This window comes from Thioalkalivibrio sp. ALE31 (assembly GCF_000377405.1).
Classification (GTDB): Bacteria; Pseudomonadota; Gammaproteobacteria; order Ectothiorhodospirales; family Ectothiorhodospiraceae; genus Thioalkalivibrio.
Genome location: NZ_KB905022.1, coordinates 311,632 through 331,156 on the forward strand (window position 1 = coordinate 311,632; position 19,525 = coordinate 331,156).

Sequence of the window (19,525 nt, forward strand, 5' to 3'; positions counted from 1 at the left end):
GGCGCCCGCACCGGATTTGACGGGCTAGTCGCAGGCGGTGGCGGCGGCCGGGAGGTTGCCGCGCACGCAGGTGCTGATCTCGGGCGGGTTCTCGTTGATGCGCAGGCGGACGAAGCGGCCGTCGATCTCGCCCGCGGCGTTGGTCGGGTAATGGTCGCCCATGTGCATGCCGGCCCCGTGCAGGACCCAGTAGTTGAGCATGTGCGCCTCGCCGTGGGGCTGTTCCAGGTAGACCAGGGTGGCGCCGTGGGCCATCTCGGTCACGATCAGCCGCCGGATCCGCTCGCCGGCCTCGAATTCGACATAACCCAGCGCATGGCTGCTGACATGGCCGCCGCGCATACCCTGCATCTCGGGGGTGTGATTGGTCTGGATCACGCGGAAGCGCCCGTGGGGCTGGCCGTCCCGCATCTCGCCGTCGAAGCGCATGACCATCTTCATGCTGCTGTCCATGGCGGAGGCGGCGTACAGCCGCCGCGCCTCCTCGATGCTGGAGACGGCCGCCGGTTCCATGGCCTGGTGGTTCTGGTACCAGGTCATCCAGAAGCTGACGGGCCCGTTGTCGACCGCATCCGGGCAGGCGCCGTCGGCATGCAGTTCGAAGCGGTCGAAGCCCAGGTCCACCGAACCGCGTCCCTTGTTGGTGACCAGGGCGCGGGCAAAGATCACCTCGGCCGGCGTTTCGAGGTTGGCCATGGCGCGGTAGCGGTCGTCCCAGGCGCATTGCGTGGCGCCGCGTCCCGGCAGGGCCTGGCGGCTGATCTGCCGCGCCTCGCGCGAGCCGCGTTCGCTGCGATAGGTGTCCAGCAGCGCGCGGGTGCCGGGCTCCAGCAAGGCCGTGTCCACCGCCTGGATGTTGCGGTCGAACTGGCGGTCGGCGCCCGGGGTGGCGTGGGCGGCCGTGGCGGCCAGGCCGAGGGTCAGGGCGAGGCCCAGAGCAAGGAAACGGGTGGGTGTCGGGTGGGTGCGCATCAGTCGGTTCTCCGTGGGTTTACTGCCATTGCAGGTCCATGCGTTGCTGCATGCGGTGCCATTCGGCGGTGATGATGTCGCCCGCCACGCGATGGGCGGCGTCCATGCGCGGGCGCGCCTCGGGGTAGAGGAGCATCACGGCCTCGCTGGCGCGGGCGAAGTCGCGCCGGGTGCGGTAGTGCACCATGGTGTGCACCAGCAGGCTGTCGAGATCGTCGAAGGAGCGGTCGGCGGCCTCGCGGTAGCGCGCCATGCGCTCCGGGGTCAGTTCGAGCTGGCGGTGGGTCTGCGACAAGCCGTCGAACAGGGCGAAGAAGCCCATCCCCAGATCGGCCCCCTGGCGCAGGGCGTGATCGCCCAGCTGGCGCTGCAGGACCTCGCCGGCGCCGAAAAGGCCGGCATTGCCATCGCGCGCCAGCAGGCCAAAGAGGCTGCCGGTGGCACTGGCCGGGGCGCCACGGGGCCGGGAGAGTTCGCGGATCTCGCGGTCCAGGCGCTGATGCCCCGCGTCCAGCAGGAGTTCGAGCGCCGGGGCGGTGTCGTCACCCAGCGCACGCAGGACGTCCTGGCGCTGTCCGTGTGGCAGGCGCTCGAGATCCCGTAAGACCCCGGCGACATCCCGCGATCCGATCTGCAGGCGTTCGAGCTCGCCGCGCACGGCGGCTTCCGGGTCCTCCAGCACGCGCGCGAGCTGGCGCACCTGGTGCCCGGCATGCTCGCCGACCAGTCCGTGCCGGCCCAGCTCTCCGAGGATCGCGGTGACCTGTTCCAGTCCGCCGGCGGGGGTGCGGCCGGGCTCGGTGGCGGCGACCAGGGCGCTGCCGAAATCCATTGCGGGGACACCGGCGGTGCGGCTGGCATGGTCGAGCAGGCCGCTCATGCGATGCGTCTGCTGCGCGCCATAGGCCATTGCGGCGGTCTGCAGCAGCCGTCCGGCGAGACCCGCGATGTCGCGGGAGGATTCGCCCACGGCCTCGTCGACCCAGCCGGCGAGATCCCCCTGCGCTGTATAGGGCGAGAGATAGGCCCCCCGATTGTCGGGCAGGGGCTCCGGGGCCACGGAGGCCACGGCGGGCAGGCAAAGCAGGCCCCCCAGTCCGAGCAGACCGGGGCGAAGCCAGGGGCCGAGTCTGGCGATCAAGCCGGGCATGCGCAGGGGCATGGGGCGGGTTCCTCCCTGTCGGGTGGTCGCGGCCCATTCGGATCCATTCCGGTATGTTCGCCACCGATCCTGAAGGATCGCCACCCAGTCGTGAGATTAGGCGAAGCGGTGGACGGGGTCAAAGCCGCGCGTGGCGCGGGGCGCCGGGGGCGAGACTACAGCGTGACGTCCGCCTCGAGGATCAGAAAGACCAGCAGGGCGAGGGTGATGGCCCATAGCAGGAGGTAGCCCGCCATGCTTTGCGCGGCGGCTGCCTGCTGCGCCTGGCCGCGCGGGCGTACGCCCTGGTAGAGGAAGACGAGCTTGGCCGAGAGGTTTACGCAGACTACGTTCACCGCGAGCAGCAGGGCCGCCATGTACGCGGCGGAGAATTCGCCGGAGCCGAGCATGATCCCGACGGTCGCGGCCGGCGGGAGCAGGGCCACGGCGACCATCACGCCGACCAGCACCGTGGGCAGGCCGGTGGTCAGCGACAACACGGCCGCGGCACCGGAGGCCAGGGCCAGCGCGACCGAATCCAGTCCGACCTCGGTGCGCATCTGCAGCTCGCGGGCACCCACATCCACCGACATGACCGTGGCGAGCAGCATCCCGATCAGGATGGCACCCCCCAGGCCCACCGCGTTCGTGCGCAGGGAGCGGCCGATCAACCGGGTGTCCGCCATGGAGGTGCCCAGCGCCAGCGCCAGGTTGGGCCCCAGCAGGGGCGCAATGACCATGGCGCCGATGACCACGGCCACGTTGTTCTCCAGCAGGCCGATCGCGGCCACGATGGTGGACAGCACGGTCAGCAGCAGGAACTGGCCGGTGAGATCCGCCCCGCCGGCGACGTTGGTGTAGAGCTCCTCGCGTGACACGGCGCGGGCCTTCTTGCCGGCCGCCTCCTTGTCGGCCTCTTTCGGCTCCTGAAAGGGGTCCGGCAGTACGGCCTCGACCGGCAGCACCAGGATACGCGCGGTCTCGGACGCGCCGAGTACACGGTAGAGGTCGTCCATCAGGCGTTGGCGGTACTCGGTGCTGACCAGCATGTGCACCGCCATGCGGTCGCGGTTCTCGTCCACGCCGTGCCACAGCACGTCGATCGCGAGCCCCTCGGCGATGCCCAGCACGGTGTCCAGGTGCCCGGCGGGTCCCACGACCTCGATGATCTTGCTGCTCATGAACGTCCTCCCCGTGGAATTCCGGGATGGTAGCAGGGCCTCCCGTTAGGTGCCGTTAGCCGCGATTTGTGGCCATCCCGTGGCCGCAGCATACTCCGCGGCCACGGGGCACCCCGCCCTTTCTTGACGATCCCGGGACCCGAATGCTGAAGAAGATCAAGGTGGAGCACGTCGTTTGCGGGATGTTCATCCGCGAGTTGTGCGGGTCGTGGATGGAGCATCCCTTCTGGCGTACGCGCTTCCTGCTGGATGACCCGAAGGATCTGGCGAGCCTGCGGGACAGCAGTATCCGCGAGGTGTGGATCGACACCTCCAGGGGGCGCGACACGGAGGCCGTGGAGGCCGTTGTGACGCCGGAGGAGCGCGACGCCGCGGTGCCGGCGCCGTTGCAGTTCATCCCGGATACGGGGCGCGACCGGGAGCCCGCCTCGACCCGGGAGGAGCTGGAGCGGGCGGCCACCATCTGCCGGAAGTCGCGCCAGGCCATGACGTCGATCTTCGGCGAGGCGCGGATGGGCCGCGCGGTGGATACCGAACTGGCGCGCAAGGTGGTCGAGGAGATCACCGATTCGGTCACCCGCAACTCCCGCGCGCTGGTCAGCCTGGCGCGATTGAAGAACGCGGACGACTACACCTACATGCACTCGGTGGCGGTTTGTGCATTGATGGTTGCGCTGGGGCGTGAACTGGGGCTGGAGGACGAGGCCCTGCTGGCGGCCGGCGAGGCGGGATTGATGCACGACATCGGCAAGGCCGCGATGCCGCTGGAGGTGCTGAACAAGCCGGGCAAGCTGACCGCGGAGGAGTTCGCCGTGATGAAACGCCATCCGGCGGAGGGGCACCGAATCCTGCAGGCGTCCGCGGACGCGCTTGATCCGGTGACCCTGGACGTCTGCCTGCATCACCACGAGAAGATGGACGGCTCGGGATATCCCGAGGGGCTGACCGGCGAGCAGATCACCCTGCACGCGAAGATGGGCGCGGTCTGCGATGTCTACGACGCGATCACCTCGAACCGGCCGTACAAGGCGGGCTGGGATCCGGGCGAATCCATTCGCAAGATGGCCGAGTGGGCGGACGGCCACTTCGATCCCCGGGTGTTCCAGGCCTTCGTGAAGAGCCTGGGGATCTACCCCGTGGGCTCGCTCGTACGCCTGGAATCCGGCCGCATCGGGGTGGTCGTCGACCAGTCGTCTGGCTCCCTGCTCAAGCCGGTCGTGAAGATCTTCTACTCCACCAGTTCGGGCTGCCGGATCCCCCCGAAGATCGTGGATCTGTCCGCGCCGCACCAGCAGGAGGCCATTGCTGCGCGCGAGGATCCGGCCGCATGGCCGTTCCCCGATCTCGATGAACTCTGGTCGGGCCTGCCACAGGAGCGGCAGACCCGCGACCGCCGCGAGGCGTAGCCAGGCGTAGACCGCTCGCGGACCCGTAAGACGGTTAGTGCCCGTCGCGGGGGATGGAGGCGACGGATTCGACCACGAGATTCGCGCCGTCGTGGATCTCGTCGACGATGCCCTGCACGGTCTGCACCTGGGCGTCGGCCTGTTCGGCGATCTCGCGCACGGTCTCGATGCGTTCACCGATCTCGCGGGTGCGTTCCAGGTTGCCGTTGATCACCTCGGCGATGCGGGTGGTGGCCTCACTGGTGTTGGCGGCGAGCTTGCGCACCTCCTGGGCGACCACGGCAAAGCCGCGCCCCTGTTCGCCGGCACGGGCGGCCTCGATGGCGGCGTTCAGCGACAGCATCCGGGTGGTTTCGGCCACCGTGCGGATGGTCTCGATGATGGATTCGATGTTGCGGGCCTCGGCGTTCAGGCGTTCCACGGCCTCCTGGGTGCCGCTGACCTCGCTGCGGATCTGCTCGGTATGGCGGGCGTTCTGTTGCAGCGAATCCGCGCCGCGGCGGGCATGTTCCGCGGTCTTCTGCGCCATCTCGTGGGCGACGGCCGTCGCTTCGCGGGTGCGTTCGGCGGTATGCACGCTGGCGGTGATGTCCGTGGCGAACTTGATCACCTTCTCGACCCGTCCGTGTTCATCAAGGATCGGGTTGTAGGTAGCCTCCAGCCACAGCTCCTCACCGGATGCCGTGAGCCGGCGGAACTTGCCGCTCATCAACTGCCCGTACGCCAGGCGCTCCCAGAAGTCCGGATGATCGCGGTAGAAGGCTTCGTCACAGAACATGCGGTGGTGCTGGCCGCGGATCGCGTCGAGATCGTAGCCCACGGCCCTGAGGAAGTTGTCGTTCGCCTTGAGGATCACGCCGTCCGGGGTGAATTCGATGACGGCCATGGACCGGTCCAGCGCGGTAAACACCGCAGCCTGGTCGCGCAGTTGAGCCTGCCGCTCGGTCACGTCGTAGGCCAGTTTCGCCACCTTCTCCACCCGCCCATGGGCGTCGCGCACGGGAAAGTAGGTGGCCTCGAGCCAGAGGGTTTCGCCCGAGCGTGTCACTCGGGGGAAGGTGCCGGCGCGCGATTCCCCGGCCGCCAGGCGGCGCCAGAAGTCGCGGTACTCCAGCGAACGGGCGTATTCCGGGCTGCAGAACATCCGGTGATGCTGCCCGATCACGTCCTCGCGGTTGTGGCCCACGGCCTGGAGGAAACGCTCGTTGGCGTCGAGGACCTGGCCGCGCGGGGTGAATTCGATGTAGGCGACCGCCTCGCGAATCGCATCGAGCACGGGGTTGGCGGGCGCGTCGGAAGCGGCTGCGGCGTCGGCTCGGGAAGGGAAGATGGATGTCATGCTGGACTCCGGACAGTGAGGGAACGACCTGTGTCGTTGAAATGACTGTACAGGTAGTGTACAAGAAAAGTACAGATATTGATTGCAAGGAGCGATGGCATGGGGCATTCAGCACGTTCGGGAGGCTCGTGGGCGGTTCTGTGGCTTGGTCTGGCCGTGCTGCTGGCCGGCTGTGGCGGGACCTTTCCCCAGCCCGGTCCTGGGGCGACGTTCGAGGATGGACTGACGGCGGACGCCCTGTTCCAGCGCACGCTCGCGGCGCACGGTGGAGATCTGCGCGCGTTCGACGGCGACCTCAACCAGGCGACCGATGGCGAATGGGGGCGCATGATCCAGCGCATCCAGCCGCTGGTGGCCGACGCGGGCTACCGCGGGGTGGGGGAGGAGCGCTTCCGCCCCGCCGATGATCTGTACGCCCTCCACTACACCGGACCGGAGGGCACCAAGAGCGTGTACCGCCATGGCGACGTGTTTCGGGTGTTCTACGACGGCGAACGCAGCACGGATCCCGAGCGGATACGTGCCAGCGCGATGACCACGGATGCCGGCGAGCTGTTTCATTACGGACCCAGCTTCGTGAAGCATCGGGCAACGGGTTTCGAGCGCCTGGAGGATCGGCGCGAGGGCGGGGTGCGTTATCGGCGCGTCCTGGCCACCCTCGAGCCGGGTTTTGGCAAGGCCGACCGGGACCAGGTGGTGATGTGGATCCATCCGGAGACGGACCTGCTCTATCGCGTGCACATCACGCTGAACGGCTTTGGACCGACCCAGGGTGCCCACGTGGACACGACCTTCCTGGAGTATGCCGAGGTCGAGGGATTCACCTTGCCGACCCGCTTCGAGGAGCGGGTGCGGGGCCCGCTGCGTCTGTTCGTGCACGAGTGGTGGGTTACGGGGCGTGACAGCAACCGGGGCTGGTCAGCCGAGGATGTGCGTGGTCCCGGGTTTTCCGGCGCGGCGGGCGCGGCCGCGGCCGACTCTCCCGCTCCGTGATGGGCGCCCGGACATGCCATCATTCACCGATGACGACCGAAACGAGCCGGAACAACACCGAATCGGCGAGTGAAGCGCCCACCCCGGACGCGAAACCGGCAGGCACGACCGCGGCCTGGGGCAGCTGCTCGGCGGAGCCCTACTGGCTGGAAGTCGCGGAGGAGCTGGGGCTGGATCCCGAGATGGGCCCCGCGATGGACCCCGGGCCCGTGTCGGACCCGCCTTCTTCCTGAATGCGGTGGATCACCGCGAGGGCCGTGCGCCGGCTGTAGTCGTGGACCTTCCAGTGGTCCGGCATCCAGCCGACCAGGAAGCGGTAGAAGTCGGCCTGGGCCACCGGGAACAGTGCGCGCCACTCGCGCTCGACGGCCCCGGCCACGTCTCCCTTGCCCTGCGCGTACAGGGCCTCGCCCAGCGCGGCGAAATAGACCTCCAGCAGTTCGGCTTCCCAGGCCTCCTGTTCCCGTTCGTCCAGGCAGCTCCCGAGGAAATAGGCCACGTCGCGCATCCCGCAGCCACCGCCTGCGTACTGGAAATCGACCGCGGCGACGGCGTCGGTCCCGGGTGTGAAGCAGAAGTTCGCGACCTTGGCGTCGCCATGGACGAGCGTGCGGTGGCGGGCACTGGTCAGGGCGGCGTCCAGCGCGGGCGCCGCGGCGCGAATCGCCGGATCCTCGATGGCGGCCCATTCGTCCGGGCGTGTGGCCAGGTGCCAGTAACTGCCCTCGGGCCACAGCCCCTTCGGGGCGTGTCCCAGGAAGCGCGCATGGAAGCGGGCCAGCCAGTGCAGGCAGTGCTGCGCCTCGGCGCGGGTCAGGTGGTCCTTGCGCCGCGCAAAGCCGGCGGCGTCGAGGTCTTCCAGCAGGAGCAGGTGCTCGTCGCCGATGGTCCCGGTGGCCAGGCAGTGGGGCACACGGCTAACGGGGTTGCAGAGGCCGGCCCAGTCGCGATACCAGGCCATTTCCACCTGGTAGGAGCGAACCTTGCGCTGATGCGAGCGGTCGTTGCTCCAGCCCCGCGGATGGTCCATTGCGTCGGGGAAGACCACGTGCTTGAGGATGACCGTCGGCTGGTCGGCCCCTTGCAGCCGGTAGCGGACGATCTCCCCGTAACCGCTCCACAGGGTCTGGATCACCTGCTCGCGTTCCGCCTGGCGGGCGCCGGTGGCCTGCCGGACAAAGTCGGTGGTGCGGGCGCTCATCGGCGCGGGGGCAGGGCGCGGCAGCTCCAGAACACGCCGACCATCTCCAGCATCGCCGCGTCGTCCCGCGTCCAGAACACGATGTCGTCGGTGGGGTTGGCGTAGCGTCCGCCGTAGGCGGTCTCGGTGGCCTGCAGGCGGGCCCGGGCACCATTGAAGGCGAGCAGGGCCTGGTTGTCTTCGAAGGTGGCGGTGAACTCGGGCCCGTAGGCGCAGATGTAGGACACCTCGCGCGGCGCGTCGTCGCCGCGGGGCAGTGCGCTGCAGCCGGCGAGCAGGACGATTCCGGCGAGGACGAGGAGTGGGCGCACGCGGTGGCCTCCGGTGGATGGTGTGCCATCGTAGCCGCTGGGCGGACGCCCTTGCATGTCTCCCTGCGGTGCCGGGGTTGTTGGCACGCAGTGATCAGGCGCTGTGGCCCGACTGCGCGCCGGTTGCCGCGGGTCGCGCGAGCAGGCGTTCGCAGTCCGCCGCTGCCTGCGGGCGGGCAAACAGGAAGCCCTGCAGGGTCTGGCAGCCCTCCGCCTCCAGGAAGTCCTTCTGTGCCGCGGTCTCCACGCCCTCGGCGACGGATTCGAGACCGAGGTTGTCGGCCAGGCCCAGTATGGTGCGGACGATGGCGGCATCACTGGTCCCGGGCGCCAGATCCGCGATGAAGCAGCGGTCGATCTTCAGCACGTCCAGCGGGAAGCGGCGCAGGTAGGCCAGCGAGGAATACCCGGTACCGAAATCATCCAGGGCCACCCGCACGCCCCGCTCGCGGAACTGGCCCAGGGTACGGATTACCTGCTCGATGTCGGCCATCAGCATGCTTTCGGTGACCTCCAGTTCCAGGGCATTGGCGTCCAGCCCCGTCTCTTCCAGCACACGGTCAATGCAGTGGGCCATTTGCCGATCCCGGAACTGGGGGGCGGCCAGGTTCACGGACATCCGCACGGAGGGGAGTCCGGCCTGATGCCAGGCCCGGCACTGGCGGCAGGCCTCGGTCAGGATCCACTGGCCCAGCTCGACGATCAGCCCGGTCTCCTCGAGGATCGGGATGAAGCCGCCGGGCGAATGCACCGTACCGCCGGGGTCCATCCAGCGCAGCAGGGCCTCGACGCCGACGACGCGCCCGTCCTGCGCGGCCACCCGTGGCTGGTAATGCAGGAAGAACCCCTCGTGGTGGTCGACCGCGCGCCGCAGCTGACCCTCCAGCGAGACGCGCTTGCGCACGTCGCTGTTGAGGTCGCCGGAGCAGAATTCGATGGCATTGCCCTCGGTACGCTTGGCCTGATGCATCGCCGATTCGGCGCGCCGCATCAGGTCGGCGATGTCGCGGGTATCGTGCGGATACACGGCGACCCCGATCGAGCCCGGGACGTAGAGTTCGTGTTCCCCGGCCTTGATGACCCGGCGCAGGGGTTCCAGCAGGCGGGTGACCGATCCGGCGACCGCGCCGGGTGCTTCCACCGGCAGCAGGGCGCCGAACTCGTCCCCGCCCAGTCGGGCCAGGACGCCGCCCACGGGCAGGCGGTTCTCCAGCCGCCGCGCCACATGTTGCAGGACCTCGTCACCGGTGGCCTGGCCCATGCCTTCGTTGACGCTCTTGAAGCGGTCGAGCCCGATATGGGCGAGTACCAGCGGGCGTCCCAGGCGTTCGGCATCCACCACGGCCTGCTCGGCGCGCTCGGCAAACCGGGTCCGGTTGGGCAGGCCGGTGAGGGCGTCGTGATAGGTGATGAAATGCAGCCGCCGCTCCGCCTCGCGGCGCTCGGTAATGTCGTGCACCACACCGGCCATGCGCTGGGGCTGGCCTCGGGAGTCGAAGTCCACGCTACCGCGCTGGTGCACGATGCGGACGCTGCCATCGGGGCGGACGATCCGGTGTTCGATGTCGTAGTCCGGGCCCTCCGGGGTCAGGGCCGCGTCGACGGCATGCTGCACGCGCTCGCGATCGTCCGGATGCACGGCCCGCATGAAGGCCTCGTGGGTCGCGCCCCACTGGTCCGCTTCGAGGCCGAAGATCCGGAAGACTTCGCTGGACCAGCGGATCCTGCCGGCCTCGAAATCCGAGATCCAGTTGCCCAGATGAGCAATCTGCTGGGCCTCCTGGAGTTCCCATTCACGCTGCTCCAGGGCCTCGCGCGCGGCCTGGCGCTCGGTGATGTCCTGGAAGGAGACCACCGCGCCGGTGACCCGGTTGCGGGAATTGAACAGGGGGGCCACGTTGATCAGTACAGGAAACCCGTGCCCGGCGCGGCTCCAGAAGTATTCCTCGCAGGCCTGCAGCGGTTCCCCGGTACGCAGGACCCGGTACACGGGGCATTCCGTGGCCGGGAAGGGCTGGCCATCGGGGCGGCTGTGATGGGACAGCTCGTGCGAGTTGCGGCCCAGAGCTTCTTCCTCCGTCGCAAACCCCAGCAGTTCGCGGGCGGCGGGGTTGAGGAAGGTGTAGTGACCGTCGGCATCGATGCCGAACACGCCTTCGGCCAGGCTCCCCAGGAGGTTGTCGCGCAGGGACTCGGTCTGCCGGCGCTCGGTGACGTCGATGCCCAGGGTCTGGAAGTGGGTGATCCGGCCGGCCCCGTCGAAGAACGCGCGGCTGGTCCAGCGAACCCAGCGGTCCGCGCCATCGCCGCGCTGGACGGGGTTTTCGATGGTGCGCACCGGGGCATCGGGGGTATAGCGCAGCAGGTCGGCCCGGTTTTCCGCCTGGCGCTCGTCGGGCAGGTCGTGGATCCAGCGGTGGCCCACCAGCCCGCCGGGCGGGGCCGCGAAGAATTCGTGGGCGGCCTGGTTGGCATAGAGGATGGTCGTGTCGGGGTGATAGCAGATGATGATGAAGGGGTGATGTTCCACCAGTTCCTGGTACTGGATCTCCACCCCGGACGAATCGCTCATGCACTTCCCCCTGTCGGTCGCGGTTTCGGTGGCCCCTTCCCACCGATCGCGTCTTCCGGAGTCTGGCAGGAGGTCCGCGACGGCGCAAACGATACTTCAGAGGGAGATTTGGCTCGCGCTACGCGACCGCCGGTCGCCGGGCGCGGGAGCGCCCGTGGAGGTCAGTGCGGGTCCTCGCGGGACTCCAGCTGATCCAGCGGGTCGTGGTCATCCTCCTGTTGACGGACGCGCCGCGCGTGCAGGCCGGGATCGGCGAGCGAGGGGTCGGCCTGTACATTGCGTACCACCAGAAAGGTCCACACGGTGGCAAACCCCCACAGAAAGACCCCGATGGCCAGCGGGAAGGCGGCGTGCCCCGAAGCACCCCCGAGGCCGGTCCACAGGGCATAGGCAATGGAGACCAGGGCCGCGGCCCAGACGATGGCGATGGGGGCGGCGCAGCTGTGGGCGGCGGCACCGTAGCGGTAGGCCGCGATCGGGGGCAGGGTGACGCCGAGGGTTCGGTACAGCGCGGGTTCGCGCGCGGGGTCATGCAGGCTGGTCATGTCCGTTTCGCCCTCCCGAGTGCCGGATTCCCCGGAGTCTGGTCCGAAACCGAGGCGTTTTCCAGATGACGGCGCGTAGCGCCCGGCGGAATCGGGTATGGATCACGGATTCGGGCGTTAGCGGCCGATCGTGTCCCCGTCACGCACGCGTATCGGTTTTCCCTGAGATCGCTGGCGATGGCAATGGTTCAGCCGGCCCTCGGAGAGTCCGTGATCGCGACCCGGTTGCGGCCATTACGCTTGGCCTGGTACAGCGCGCGGTCCGCGGCCTCGACCAGCCGCGCGGCGCCGCCCGTCGCGTCCGGGATGATGCTGCTCACCCCGGCGCTGGCGGTGAGCGTCGGGGCGACACGCGAACTGGCGTGAGGGATCGCCTCGTCGCGTATGCGCTGGAGGCAGCGTTCGGCGAGGGTGTGAGCACTCTCCCGATCGGTGTCCGGCAGGATCAGCACGAATTTCGCCCCGTCCCCGTGTGCCACCGGGTGTTTCGGGCGGGTTCGCGCTCATGGCGAAAGGCGTCCTTGTGCCGTCTTTCAGCTTGTTGTGAGTGGCTGGATCAGCAGCTCGAGGCGCGGGGTCCGGACGGGGCTGCCCGGGTTCGTGTTCACTGTACCGGTACCCATACTCCGCAGTACCAGCCGCTCGGGTGCCACGCCGGCATCCTGCAGGCGCTTGCCCGCGTTCAGGGCATCGCCTGCGGCGGGGGTCTCCGCGCCGTCGTCGGAGTCGGGGTCCGGGCCGTCGCGATAGGCCACGAGGGTGATCAGACTGGCGCGAAATTCGTGGAGCAGGTGACCAATGGTGTCCAGCGCACGGGCCTGGCCGTTGCCTTCGTTCAGGGTTACGTGGATGCCCGCGTCCCGGTGCTCGATGGTGGCGGGCTGCCCGGCCAGCTCCTGGCGCAGCCGGGCGCCGAGGACATCCACGTAGTAGCCCACGCGGGCCGGCTCCAGCGTCTCGTGGCCCTGCTCGCGCAGGGCCACGCGGCGTTCGCTTTCCGCGTGCTTGGAGGTGGCCAGGCTCAGCGCCGCGGCCGAGGGTTCCTCGGGCGTGGCCTCGTCGGCCGCAGGGGTGTCCGCGGCCCCGTCCGGGTCGGTGGCCGGCTCGGCGGTCGTGGCGGGGCGGTCCTCGGTCGCGGCCGGGCGTTCCTGTTCTACCGGCAACAGGCCGCAGCCGGTGGCGGTTGCCGCCAGCAGCAGGGCCAGTGTCAGGGCGCGTCCCGGCAGGCGCGGGGTGGGGATATTGGGCATGCTCTCCTCAGTGGTTGCGGCACCAGTCCAGGAAGGCCTGAGCGGGCAGGGGGCGGCTGTACAGGTAGCCCTGTCCGCCGTCCACGCCCTGCTGGCGCAGCCATTCGGCCTGGTGGGGCGATTCGATGCCTTCGGCGACGATGTGCAGCTTCAGGGAACGGGCCATCTCGATGATGTGGCCGATCACGCTGCTGGTTACCGCCTCGTGGGCGATGGCATCGGCGAAGGTCTTGTCGATCTTCAGTGTATCCAGTTCGAAATGTTCCAGATAGGAAAGGCTTGAATATCCTGTGCCAAAGTCGTCGATGGCGATGCGGTGCCCGCGCCCGCGCAGTTCCCGCAGGCGGCCGCGTACGGCGTCTTCGTTCAGCAGCGAGCGTTCGGTCAGTTCCAGCTTGATCGAGGCGGGGGCAACGCCGGCCTCGCGCAGGGCCTTGCGCAGGGCGTCCCCGAAGCGATCGGAGGCCAGGTCATGGCCGGTAATGTTGAGGTTGATGGTCTGTTCGGTATGCGCCCGCAGATGATCCCCCAGGTCGTGGAGGATGGCGCGCAGGATCGCGAGGGTCAGGTCGGTGGCCTGTCCGGTGTCCTCGGCCAGGGGCACGAACACATCCGGACGAATGGTCTCGTCGCCCTCGCGGTGCCAGCGTGCGAGGGCCTCCGCCCCCCGGCAGCGGCCATCGGCGAGGTCGACGATGGGCTGGTATTCCACGCTCAGGCGGTCGCGGGCGATGGCCTCGCGCAACTCGCTGGCGAGGCTCAGGCGCCGCCGCAGGTAGTGCACCACCAGGAGCAGCCACAATGCCACCAGCAGCAGCCCGAAGATCCCGGCCACGACGAGGGTTGGCAGGTAGCGCTCCCAGAAGGCCGCCAGTGGCTGCGCCGCGATGATGTCGATGGGAAAGATCGTATCCAGGGAGAAGTGGCTGACCAGACGCCCCGCGGCATGGTCGACGCTGAGACCGGCGGGCGTGGCGTCGGGCGACGGCAGGTCCGCGTCGGCTGGATGGCGTGTCATGGGCAGGCCTTCGACCCACAGGCCAACCTGCTGGCTGTCCAGCAGGCCGGGGGGCATCAGCAGCCGCGGGTCGATGGCCACGTCGTGCTGTCCGAAGCGCATCAGGAACAGCTCGACACCGCCCACGGCGGTTGCCGTGCTCGGCCACCAGGCGATCACGCCACTGTCGTAGATGCGGCTGGCCCGGGGCGGGGTCAGGGCCTCGCCCTGGACGAATCCGGCCCCGCACTGGCGTTCCGCCGCGCGCCAGTAGCCGATGGCCCGTACATGCGGCCGGGCCATCGCCACATCCTGCAGGTGTTCCAGGTGTTCCGGCGAGCAGGGCTCCATCTCCAGCTGGTTCAGGGTGTCCAGCAGGTCGCGGGCATCGACCAGGGTCGCCTCGGTCCCTTCGCCCAGGCGCTGGGCGAGTTCGGCCAGGCGTTTTTCCTCCGCCACCACGGACTCCTGCCAGAGGAACCAGGCCAGGGCGGCGAGCGGCAGCAGGATGCCGAGCAGGGCCGCGGCCGAGACCGAGAGCAGGACCTTGTCGCGTCGTGTGATCATGGTGGCCGTGGAAGAGGCGGGACAGTTGAAGCTTAGCATGCGCCCGGACGAATTCCGGGGCGGGCGCGGCGCTTTGGCGCGGCATCCGGAGCCGTCTATGCTCGAAGGGATACCGGTCGGTTCGGGGGTGCCCGATGAACACGAAGACGGAACCCATCCAGCCCGGAACACGGGCCGAAGCCGCTGTTGCCGCGCCGCGCAGCCGCCTCAGCATGCACGAAGGCGTGACAGCGTCCTGTGACTGCTGTTCCTGCGAGGCGGAACCTTACTGGGCGGAAGTCGCCCGGGAACTGGGGATCGACCTGGAGTCCGAAGTAGGTGCGCAGGGAGATCGGGGCTAGTCGCAGGTCCCGACGGAGTCGCGGGCGCAGATGCGGCCATCGGTCCAGATGCTGCGCCCGAGCCGGGCCCCGTCCAGGCGTGCGCCCGCGAGGTCGGCCCCGGTCAGGTTGGCATGCGCGAGATTGGCGTCCTCGAGGTTGGCGTCGACCAGGTGCGCCCGGATCAGGTCCGCCCCGGTCAGGTTGGCGCCGGCGAGATCCGCACCCTCCAGGCTGGTCAGGGTGAGATCGGCGAAGCGCAGATCGGCGTCCGTGAGGCGGGCACCGTGCAAGCGCGCGCCGGTGAGGCGGGTGTTGTGCAGGGATGCGCCCGTCAGGTCGACGCCGCGCAGGTCCGCGCCGGCTCGGTCACAGTAGTTCCAGTTCACGCCGGGCGCCGGTGCCGCTGCGCAGTCCGGCCCCGGGTCACGCTCGAGTGTGATGCCGAAACCGATGAGCAGCGCGAGGGCCAGCGCAACCGCGGAGCCGCCCACGATCCAGGGACGCGGCCCGCGGATCCAGCCGCTCCAGGGCGGTGGCGGTTGTTCCAGGATCTCGGCCCATTGCTGGCGGTGAGAGAGGGTCTCCGGTGATTCCGGGCAGCGGCGGTCGCCCTTGCGGCGGTCGCGGATCTCGGGCGGCGGGTCGTCGTGACGCCGCTCGCGGCGGCGTTCGTCTTCGCGCAGGCGCGCCTGCTCCAGGCGTTCGCGACCCTCCGGGGTGTGGGCGTTCTGCAGCTCTTCGGGGATCAGGTGCGGGCGCTGGTCGATCCGCCACCAGGTCTCGCCGTCGCGACTGACCTCGTCATCCGGGCGCAGGCGGCCCAGGATCAGGAAACGGCCGATGGAGCGCTGGGGGTAGGGGCCGCAGACCTGCCCGCCGCGCCGGGTGAACCACAGTTCATGGCGCCCGTCGCCGGGTTCCGGTAACGGGTCGTTGGGATCGGGCGAGGGATTGGGGGGGGCGTGGGCCACGCTGCTCCTGGATTCCCGCGGGGTCGCCTCCGTTGCGACCGATGCCGCGATTATAGGGCATGCCCCCGGGACTCGAGCTGCTCGCGCAGTTCGTCGGCGGCGGGCTGTGCCTTTTCGAGGATCTCGTCAATGCGGTTGAAGTGCAGCAGGCGGATGCCGCCGGTGTCCGGGACGAGGTAAAGATCGGGCGGATCCAGCCGGGTCATGTGGCGGATGATGGAACCCTGCATGATGCTGAAGCTCTTGAACAGCAGGTCCGTGATGCCGATGTCCTCGGTGTCGTTCTGCGCGCCGTTGCCGGAGACATCCACGGCGATGACATAGTCGTACTGGCCCTGGAGCAGGTCGTAGGGCAGCGGGTTGGAGGCGCCTCCGTCGATCAGGTAGCGGTCATCGCCATGTTGCACCGGTTCGAACAGTCCCGGAACGGCCATGCTCGCGCCGATGGCGGCGAAGAGGTCGCCCTCGTCGATCACCACGCTGTCCCCACTGCGGAAGTCGGTGGCCACCACGGAGAACGGGATGCGCAGGTCGTCGAAGTCACGGGCCTCGGTGTGATCGGCGAGAAAGCGCAGGAATTCGCTGGAGTCGAACAGGGCGTTGCGGCCCAGCCGCAGCGGGACCAGGTCCAGCAGCTTGATGTCGGAGCGTGCCAGCCCGGTGAGGGCGTCGAGTTCGGACCCGGCGAAGTCATCGAACAGGTCCAGGATCTCTTCAGCATCCAGCCCAGCGGCATACAGCCCGCCGATCACGGCCCCGATGCTGGTGCCGGTGATGCGGTCGGGGTGCATCTCGAGGTCGTCGAACACCTGGAGGATGGCGATATGCGCCAGGCCGCCGGCGCCGCCCGAGCCCAGCGCCAGCCCGATGGTTGGCGATGACGAATCGGCGCGCTCCGCCATCAGAGGCGCCGGCGCGGCGGACAGCAACAGGGCGAGGAGCAGGACCAGCAGCGGCTTCATGGGGTGGCGTACTTCCGAATCGTGAGGTGCATCCTGCTACCCTGAGCCGGAATGCATCCGGGGGCAAGCCTTTTGGAATCAGGGTATTCGAGTGCGCGGGCCGACAGGATTCCCCGCGGGTTCAAGTGGGCCTATCTCGCCTTTGTGCTGGTGCTGGTGCCGATCTACGCGGCCGTGCACGGGTGGTTCAATTTCCTGTGGTTTTCCAACGTCGCGCTGCTGGGCGGGCTGCTCGCGGCCTGGCTGGAGAGCCGTCGCCTGGCCAGCATGATGCTGGTGGCCGTGGTCCTGCTGGAGCTGGGCTGGGTGCTGGACTTCCTGCTCAGCATGCTGGTCTGGGGCTGGGCGCCGCTGGGTATCGTGCACTACATGTTCAACCCCGAGATTCCGTTGTTCGTGCGCCTGCTGTCGCTGTACCACCTGCCGCTGCCGTTCGTGCTGATCTGGCTGGTCTGGCGCCTGGGTTACGACCCGCGCGCCTGGCGCTACATGGCGGTTCTGGGCTGGGCCATCCTGCTGCTGACCTTTGCGCTGGCGGACCCCGAGAACAACGTGAACTGGGTCCTGGGGCCGGGCGGCCAGGTCCAGGAGTGGATGCATCCGGTCACGTGGCTGGGCGTGGTGATGGCTTTTTGTACCGGGGTCTGGTGGTTGACCCATCTTCTGTTCGGGTGGTTGCTGCCGCGGCGCGGAGTAGAATGAAGTGGTCCGTCGGGTGGTAATGGCGAGGTGCTGCTGTGAGTGAGTCCCTGCATGTGGTGTGTCCGCATTGCGATGCGGTCAATCGAATCCCCGCCGCGCGCCTTGGCGCCGGGGCGAAGTGTGGCCAGTGTCACCAGCCGTTGTTCGTCGGCGAACCGGCGGAACTGACGAGCACGAATTTCCGGCGGCACGTCGAGCGCAACGATATCCCGCTGCTGGTCGATTTCTGGGCGCCCTGGTGTGGTCCCTGCAAGATGATGGCGCCGCAGTTTCGGCAGGCGGCGGGGGAGCTGGAGCCCACCGTGCGGCTGGCCAAGGTGAACACCGAGGCAGCACCCGATCTGGGGCAGCAGTTCGGGATCCGCAGCATCCCGACGCTGGCGCTGTTCCGCGGCGGCCGCGAGCTGGCCCGCCAGGCGGGGGCCATGGGCGCGGCGGATATCGTGCGCTGGACGCGGGGGCAGGTGTAGACGTGGGTCCGGGCCCGGCGTCCAGCGGCCCGTGTTTGCTAGCCCAGTCGGCGCCAGGCCTCGTGGCCGCAGCTCATGCACTGGTACTGGGCCTCGAAGTGTCCCGGTTCGTCCGGGCGTTCGCGGATGGTGCCGTCCTGGAAGGTGAAACTGCGCAGGGTGCAGCGCGGGCATTTCTCGACCGGGTCGCGCGGCGGACGGGGTTCGCCGGATGTCGGCGCGGGCTCGCCGTCCGTGGAGCCGGAGGCCTCCTCCAGCGCCTGATTGAGTTCCCGCGTCAGTTCGGCGGTGAGGCGGTGGGCGGCCTCCGCTCGGTCCTCCCGGGCCATGGCTTCCAGTTCGGCGAGGCGGTCGCGGATGGACTTCAGGCGGGACGCGAGTACGGTCATGGGGATCTCCGGGGTGGTCTGTCCGCGAGCATAGCCGGTTCGAGGTGGCCCGGGGATATCAGGAGTCGCCAGCGACTTGCGGATCCAGGCGCACTACCGTGCGTCCCCGAATCTGTCCGGCGAGGATCTGCTCGCCGTAATGCGGCAGGTCGTCCAGCCCGATCTCGGTGGCCATCGCCTCCAGATCGTGGCCGGGGAGCAATGCGGCCAGGCGTTCCCAGGTCTCTCGCCGTCGTTCGGTGGGGCACAGCACCGAGTCGATCCCCAGCAGGTTGATGCCGCGCAACAGGAACGGCAGGACCGTGGTCTTGAGCTGTGGCCCCCCGGCCAGGCCGCAGGCCGCCACCGAGGTTCCATAGCCCATGCCGGCGAGTACATGGGCCAGCATGTCGCCCCCCACCGTGTCCACGCAGCCGGCCCAGCGTTCGCACAGCAAGGGCTTGGTCGGGGCATCGGCCAGGTCGGCGCGGGGCAGGATCGTCGACGCACCCAGCCGGTGCAGGTAGTCGGCGTTCTCCGCGCGGCCGGTGACGGCGGTGACCGTGTAGCCCAGGCGGGCCAGCAGACGTACGGCGATACTGCCCACGCCGCCGGAGGCACCCGTGACCAGGACCTCGCCGGCTTCCGGCTGCAGGCCGTGGTCCTCCAGGGCCTGGATCGCGAGCATGGCGGTAAAGCCGGCGGTGCCCGCGGCCATGGCCTGGCGAGCGTTGTAGCCCGCTGGCAGCGGGACGAGCCAGTCCGCCTGCACGCGGGCGCGTTCGGCGTAGCCGCCCCAGTGGGTCTCGCCCACTCGGTAGCCCGTCAGCACAACAGGGTCGCCCGGGCGGTAGCGTGGGTCCGCGGACTCGAGGACCGTGCCGGCCAGGTCGATGCCCGGCACGTGCGGGTAGTCCCGGACCAGGTTCCCCTGGCCCTGCAGGATCATGCCGTCCTTGTAGTTCAGCCCGGAATAGTGCACCCGCAGCAGGACCTCGCCGGCGGGCAGGTCATCGAGCTGGAGTGGGCGGATTGTCGCCCGCGGTCCATCGGGCGTGTCTTCGAGGATCAGGGCCTTGAAGGTATCGGTCATGCGGTCTGGCGTGGTGTACGGATGGGACGGAGAGCCTAACAAAGGTGCGAGCGCGGGACCCGCGCGGCGGGAATGTTGCTACCCTCCAGAGTATGGGCGAGCATCGTGGACGGGCTCCGTCGAACGATTGCGCGGTGCGTGCCGACAGGTATCCCTGTGCG

General features: G+C 69.0%; 18 protein-coding genes and 1 pseudogene. 4 read left to right on the top strand and 15 right to left on the bottom strand.

The features are described from left to right. Nucleotides 1–24: 24 nt before the first annotated feature. The 3 genes from D103_RS0107285 to D103_RS0107295 form a co-directional block, all read right to left on the bottom strand. A complete protein-coding gene (locus D103_RS0107285) occupies nucleotides 25–972 on the bottom strand; it encodes a hypothetical protein (RefSeq protein WP_018876346.1) in 948 nt (315 codons plus the stop codon). A 19-nt stretch (nucleotides 973–991) separates the two neighbouring features. After that, entirely contained in the window at nucleotides 992–2,134 is a 1,143-nt protein-coding gene (locus D103_RS0107290) for a hypothetical protein (RefSeq protein ID WP_018876347.1), read from the bottom strand. A 155-nt stretch (nucleotides 2,135–2,289) separates the two neighbouring features. Continuing rightward, on the bottom strand, nucleotides 2,290–3,294 hold the full coding sequence (locus D103_RS0107295) for a TIGR00341 family protein (RefSeq protein WP_018866085.1): 1,005 nt from the start codon (nucleotides 3,292–3,294) through the stop codon (nucleotides 2,290–2,292). Nucleotides 3,295–3,437: 143 nt separating this feature from the next. On the opposite strand from D103_RS0107295, the gene D103_RS0107300 reads away from it, so the two are divergent. After that, nucleotides 3,438–4,700, top strand: coding sequence for an HD-GYP domain-containing protein (locus tag D103_RS0107300; RefSeq protein ID WP_018876348.1), 1,263 nt, complete (start codon nucleotides 3,438–3,440; stop codon nucleotides 4,698–4,700). A gap of 34 nt (nucleotides 4,701–4,734) precedes the next feature. Here D103_RS0107300 and D103_RS0107305 read toward each other — a convergent pair whose 3' ends face one another. Then, nucleotides 4,735–6,039 carry a PAS domain S-box protein gene (locus D103_RS0107305; RefSeq protein ID WP_018876349.1) on the bottom strand — a complete coding sequence of 435 codons (1,305 nt, stop codon included), beginning with the start codon at nucleotides 6,037–6,039 and terminating at the stop codon, nucleotides 4,735–4,737. A gap of 99 nt (nucleotides 6,040–6,138) precedes the next feature. On the opposite strand from D103_RS0107305, the gene D103_RS0107310 reads away from it, so the two are divergent. Next, a complete protein-coding gene (locus D103_RS0107310; RefSeq protein ID WP_038028467.1) occupies nucleotides 6,139–7,032 on the top strand; it encodes a hypothetical protein in 894 nt (297 codons plus the stop codon). A gap of 139 nt (nucleotides 7,033–7,171) precedes the next feature. Here the strand turns inward: D103_RS0107310 and D103_RS0107315 are convergent, their stop codons facing one another. The 9 genes and pseudogenes from D103_RS0107315 to D103_RS0107355 form a co-directional block, all read right to left on the bottom strand. Continuing rightward, the gene (locus D103_RS0107315; protein ID WP_018876351.1) at nucleotides 7,172–8,233 is read right to left on the bottom strand and encodes a phosphotransferase; all 1,062 of its coding nucleotides are present in this window, start codon (nucleotides 8,231–8,233) and stop codon (nucleotides 7,172–7,174) included. Beyond that, nucleotides 8,230–8,544: an MliC family protein gene (locus D103_RS0107320; RefSeq protein WP_018866090.1), complete on the bottom strand. Its 315-nt coding sequence runs from the start codon at nucleotides 8,542–8,544 to the stop codon at nucleotides 8,230–8,232. The genes D103_RS0107315 and D103_RS0107320 overlap by 4 nt, the downstream gene beginning before the upstream one ends. Before the next feature lie 94 nt (nucleotides 8,545–8,638). Next, nucleotides 8,639–11,116 (bottom strand): EAL domain-containing protein, encoded by a 2,478-nt coding sequence (locus D103_RS0107325; protein WP_018876352.1) that lies wholly within the window; start codon nucleotides 11,114–11,116, stop codon nucleotides 8,639–8,641. Between the two features lie 161 nt (nucleotides 11,117–11,277). Further along, nucleotides 11,278–11,661 carry a hypothetical protein gene (locus D103_RS0107330; protein ID WP_018866092.1) on the bottom strand — a complete coding sequence of 128 codons (384 nt, stop codon included), beginning with the start codon at nucleotides 11,659–11,661 and terminating at the stop codon, nucleotides 11,278–11,280. 188 nt (nucleotides 11,662–11,849) lie between these two features. Next, nucleotides 11,850–12,155: pseudogene (locus D103_RS0107335) on the bottom strand (diguanylate cyclase domain-containing protein); the annotation flags it as partial. Nucleotides 12,156–12,194: 39 nt separating this feature from the next. Next, complete coding sequence (locus D103_RS0107340; RefSeq protein WP_018866094.1) at nucleotides 12,195–12,911, bottom strand: hypothetical protein; 717 nt, start codon at nucleotides 12,909–12,911, stop codon at nucleotides 12,195–12,197. Nucleotides 12,912–12,918: 7 nt separating this feature from the next. Then, a complete protein-coding gene (locus D103_RS0107345; protein WP_026280300.1) occupies nucleotides 12,919–14,475 on the bottom strand; it encodes an EAL domain-containing protein in 1,557 nt (518 codons plus the stop codon). Nucleotides 14,476–14,812: 337 nt separating this feature from the next. Beyond that, on the bottom strand, nucleotides 14,813–15,769 hold the full coding sequence (locus tag D103_RS0107350) for a pentapeptide repeat-containing protein (RefSeq protein ID WP_018876355.1): 957 nt from the start codon (nucleotides 15,767–15,769) through the stop codon (nucleotides 14,813–14,815). Nucleotides 15,770–15,819: 50 nt separating this feature from the next. Then, nucleotides 15,820–16,731 (bottom strand): patatin-like phospholipase family protein, encoded by a 912-nt coding sequence (locus D103_RS0107355; RefSeq protein ID WP_018866098.1) that lies wholly within the window; start codon nucleotides 16,729–16,731, stop codon nucleotides 15,820–15,822. A 144-nt stretch (nucleotides 16,732–16,875) separates the two neighbouring features. Between D103_RS0107355 and D103_RS0107360 the strand changes: the two genes are divergently transcribed. Further along, nucleotides 16,876–17,433, top strand: a complete 558-nt coding sequence (locus D103_RS0107360) for a hypothetical protein (RefSeq protein WP_018866099.1) — start codon at nucleotides 16,876–16,878, stop codon at nucleotides 17,431–17,433. A 35-nt stretch (nucleotides 17,434–17,468) separates the two neighbouring features. Continuing rightward, on the top strand, nucleotides 17,469–17,903 hold the full coding sequence (gene trxC, locus D103_RS0107365; RefSeq protein ID WP_026279188.1) for a thioredoxin TrxC: 435 nt from the start codon (nucleotides 17,469–17,471) through the stop codon (nucleotides 17,901–17,903). Between the two features lie 38 nt (nucleotides 17,904–17,941). On the opposite strand, the gene D103_RS0107370 is transcribed toward trxC, so the two are convergent. Both D103_RS0107370 and D103_RS0107375 read right to left on the bottom strand, forming a co-directional pair. Then, nucleotides 17,942–18,292 carry a hypothetical protein gene (locus tag D103_RS0107370; protein ID WP_018866101.1) on the bottom strand — a complete coding sequence of 117 codons (351 nt, stop codon included), beginning with the start codon at nucleotides 18,290–18,292 and terminating at the stop codon, nucleotides 17,942–17,944. A 58-nt stretch (nucleotides 18,293–18,350) separates the two neighbouring features. Further along, nucleotides 18,351–19,364, bottom strand: coding sequence for an MDR family oxidoreductase (locus tag D103_RS0107375; RefSeq protein ID WP_018876356.1), 1,014 nt, complete (start codon nucleotides 19,362–19,364; stop codon nucleotides 18,351–18,353). Nucleotides 19,365–19,525: the final 161 nt, after the last annotated feature.

Coding starts and splice junctions, on each gene's coding strand:
- D103_RS0107370 (WP_018866101.1), bottom strand. CDS start 18,292: ATGACCGTACTCGCGTCCCGCCTGAAGTCCATCCGCGACCGCCTCGCC.
- D103_RS0107375 (WP_018876356.1), bottom strand. CDS start 19,364: ATGACCGATACCTTCAAGGCCCTGATCCTCGAAGACACGCCCGATGGA.
- D103_RS0107330 (WP_018866092.1), bottom strand. CDS start 11,661: ATGACCAGCCTGCATGACCCCGCGCGCGAACCCGCGCTGTACCGAACC.
- D103_RS0107325 (WP_018876352.1), bottom strand. CDS start 11,116: ATGAGCGATTCGTCCGGGGTGGAGATCCAGTACCAGGAACTGGTGGAA.
- D103_RS0107285 (WP_018876346.1), bottom strand. CDS start 972: ATGCGCACCCACCCGACACCCACCCGTTTCCTTGCTCTGGGCCTCGCC.
- D103_RS0107355 (WP_018866098.1), bottom strand. CDS start 16,731: ATGAAGCCGCTGCTGGTCCTGCTCCTCGCCCTGTTGCTGTCCGCCGCG.
- D103_RS0107290 (WP_018876347.1), bottom strand. CDS start 2,134: ATGCCCCTGCGCATGCCCGGCTTGATCGCCAGACTCGGCCCCTGGCTT.
- D103_RS0107345 (WP_026280300.1), bottom strand. CDS start 14,475: ATGATCACACGACGCGACAAGGTCCTGCTCTCGGTCTCGGCCGCGGCC.
- D103_RS0107340 (WP_018866094.1), bottom strand. CDS start 12,911: ATGCCCAATATCCCCACCCCGCGCCTGCCGGGACGCGCCCTGACACTG.
- D103_RS0107305 (WP_018876349.1), bottom strand. CDS start 6,039: ATGACATCCATCTTCCCTTCCCGAGCCGACGCCGCAGCCGCTTCCGAC.
- D103_RS0107300 (WP_018876348.1), top strand. CDS start 3,438: ATGCTGAAGAAGATCAAGGTGGAGCACGTCGTTTGCGGGATGTTCATC.
- D103_RS0107295 (WP_018866085.1), bottom strand. CDS start 3,294: ATGAGCAGCAAGATCATCGAGGTCGTGGGACCCGCCGGGCACCTGGAC.
- D103_RS0107315 (WP_018876351.1), bottom strand. CDS start 8,233: ATGAGCGCCCGCACCACCGACTTTGTCCGGCAGGCCACCGGCGCCCGC.
- D103_RS0107310 (WP_038028467.1), top strand. CDS start 6,139: ATGGGGCATTCAGCACGTTCGGGAGGCTCGTGGGCGGTTCTGTGGCTT.